Origin of the sequence: Methanospirillum sp. (assembly GCF_028679455.1) — an archaeon.
Lineage (GTDB): Archaea > Halobacteriota > Methanomicrobia > Methanomicrobiales > Methanospirillaceae > Methanospirillum.
Genome location: NZ_JAJRBM010000101.1, coordinates 1 through 2934 on the forward strand (window position 1 = coordinate 1; position 2934 = coordinate 2934).

The 2934-nt window shown below is 45.2% G+C and carries 1 protein-coding gene and 1 pseudogene; one reads left to right on the forward strand and one right to left on the reverse strand.

The window, feature by feature from the left end; translation table 11 throughout:
- Positions 1–398, forward strand: a pseudogene (locus LUQ50_RS03295) (hypothetical protein); the annotation flags it as partial.
- 795 nt (positions 399–1193) lie between these two features.
- Here LUQ50_RS03295 and LUQ50_RS03300 read toward each other — a convergent pair.
- The coding region (locus LUQ50_RS03300; protein WP_300036145.1) for an ATP-binding protein at positions 1194–2934 on the reverse strand (1741 nt) is incomplete at its 5' end.

Consider the following 2934-nt stretch of genomic DNA (forward strand, 5'->3'; position numbering starts at 1 on the left):
ACGGGAAGAAGATACCGGTTGAAGGAGATCTCAGGATCATTGCGCACGAAGGAGGATATGCCGGTCTTGCGGTTCTACATGACATCACGGACCGTATGAAGTTTGAAGAGGAGAGAAATGTTCTCCTGCAACAGATTGAACGCAATCTCGGTGAACTCTCGATATTAAACGATGGAATCCGTAATCCTCTTACGATCATGATGATACTGGCAGAAGAGACCGACTCCCTGTTAAATAAGAGATTTGTCTCCCAGATTGACGCGATAAACGAGATGGTGCATAATCTCGACAAGCGGTGGGTTGAGTCTGAAAAGGTGCTCCGGTTCCTCAGGAGACATTACGATATCGGCAGGTATGTACCTGGTGCTCCTGGTTGCCGCCCTGACAGGGATCCCTGACCCCCGGGCATCCACAGATGAAGGTTGCAACACCGGTGAATGATTCCCGGTTTTTTTCCGGATCCGTCACGATTCAAAGCAGCGTCAGAAGGTACTGACGAAGATCTTTCCTGATGAAGAGGAGGTACCACTGGTTCACGAATGGCTGAGCAATGACGGCAAAGAGACGAACTTCTTTGATGTTCCATTAAAATTCCGCTCTTCAGGTTTACATTCCCTCAGGTTCCAGGTGTATGAACCGGTATCTGAGTCTGCCGATGCAGGGCCTGGCCAGATGATCTATGAGAGTAAAATGTTTGAGATAGTCTATTCCGGGTGATGAAAAGGTATCTTCTGAATATCGTACCACCGATCAATTCTGATGTTTTATCCCCGCATAACTCAGGATGGTATCGTTCGTGTGAACCCTGATTCAGGCAATCTCTAACCGATTCTTGGTAATATTTGTCGCTCAGATGTACCTACATTATATTCAGGAGTGGAATGTGTTCTGCAAGCTCCGGGCAGGTCCAATGGAGAGATAGAGATCTGTGATCCATTCAACCTGATCTTATGATTCCATCCGGGAAGATAGTTTAAGATTGGTACTCGTCCGATAAAATACAGAGGGAAAGAGGTCTCAATTCTCTTTTCTCCAGATATCCGGATGAATGGTGTGATCTACAGCTCACTAGTCGCGATTACCCGGATATCAAAATCGCCCTTTTATGATATTTTTTCATGAAAGTAAATTGGAGAGAATGATTAAGAGTCAATTCTCTCGAAATCTCACCAATCTTAGTCTCTTTATATCATTCACGAACCATCTTCCTTCTTCCCACCGAAAGCCGTTGTATACTTCTGATTTGGGTGACTCGGTACATTCCGGTACTTCTGGATAAGCCTCCCATCTACAATCATCTGACTGATATATCTGCTTCGGAGGGAATTTTTATTTCTATTCAGCAATGTTGCGAGTTCATCAATGGTCAGAAACCGATCTTCACAAAGCCGGATAATCGTTTCTTCAATCAACTCTTTGGATGCTTTCCCTGTCGAAAACACTGGTTTTGCAATCCCCTGGAGTTCAGGAAGAATATCAGGATCATCGATCAAACGATCAGAGCTTCCCTCCAAATGTACCAAGCTCGCGGTCAAATGTACCGGGCTTTCTCCCATATGTACAGAGCTCACCTCGTTTGAAGACCCATGAACCCCGAACATTTCATCCTGCATCGGGTGCTTTCCGGGGAGATAGTAGAAAGTAGCCTTCCCTGAACCATCACTTTCAAGAAATCCATGTTCAACCAGAGCGTGAAGCGAACGAGAGATATCATGAGGATGATCTTTCACCAGTTCTTTCATCCGTTGGTGATTCACACACTCCTCAGTACCAGCAGCGATGAGTATCTCCTGCTCCAGTTGAGACAAACCCTGAAATGCAGCCCCATATTTTTTATTCAGTTCTCGAATAACCGGTTCTGGAACCAGACTAATCATCTTTAGTTTAAGGACCGTCTGGTTACTATCAGAACGCTCATCTAGATAGGGCTCCCGCCAGTGCTGTTTTGCCCAGTTCTGAAAGATCATCGGAACACCGGACCCTGCCTGTTCTCCTCTCCCCAGGAATTGAAACATCTTCTGAAGATTGCGATTCCGACAATCACTGGTCCCTCCCCGGAGAGCCTCGAATTTAGGGACTCTCATAAGACCAGGATTTCTAAATCCATAAAGATCCGGACGCTTCACCACGAGGATAGAGCAGGATCCAGAGTAATCAGCATGAATCAGCGTGTTTACAAATGCTTCACGAAGGGCTTCGTGAACTGGCGTATCCTCAATCCGGTGATCACCTTCGAGTTGAAACGGGACTTTGAGATCAGTGAAGAGTTTCTTTGTTACTATCCGGTAGAAATCATAGAGATTCCCAGACCAGGAACCATCAGTCGTTACCCGATCAACCCACCGTGTTTCAGTTCCAGCCCTCTCCTGATAATCTACGATATAATTTGGAATAGCATCTAGAATAGAACGGAATTTTCCAAACATAAGGAGGCCGGCAAGAGTAAGTCCCTCTTTTCCTGAACTTCTCTCTTTTGCCCATCCTCCAATCTGCCTCATAAATTCCCGATCATCACATTCATTAAATGGATGCTCGGGTTTCCGGTTTTGAAAGTTCTGCCGGTAAATCCGAAAAGACTCTTTTTCAACATCTTCTTCAAATGAAAAACCGGATAATAATACCGCATCCCGGGTATCTTGTGCCTGCTCACCAAGCATCTGTTTCACGTGCTCAGCGGAACAGAGGTAATCACTTTCATGTTTTCTGATATAGGTTCCCGTGAGCGGATTGGACCCAATGTATACCGGTCGCTGTTTCCGGGTAGCCCGGGGAACATGGATCCTGATAAGCGTTTTTCCCTGGATTTCTAAATCCTGAATGTCCTCATTCTGAAGGAGATTGATATTTACCTTTGTTCGATTATTGAGGGTATCTAATAGTTCCTTTTTTAATTTAGATGGATCCGGGATAGAATGGAGATATAAATTTGGCTTC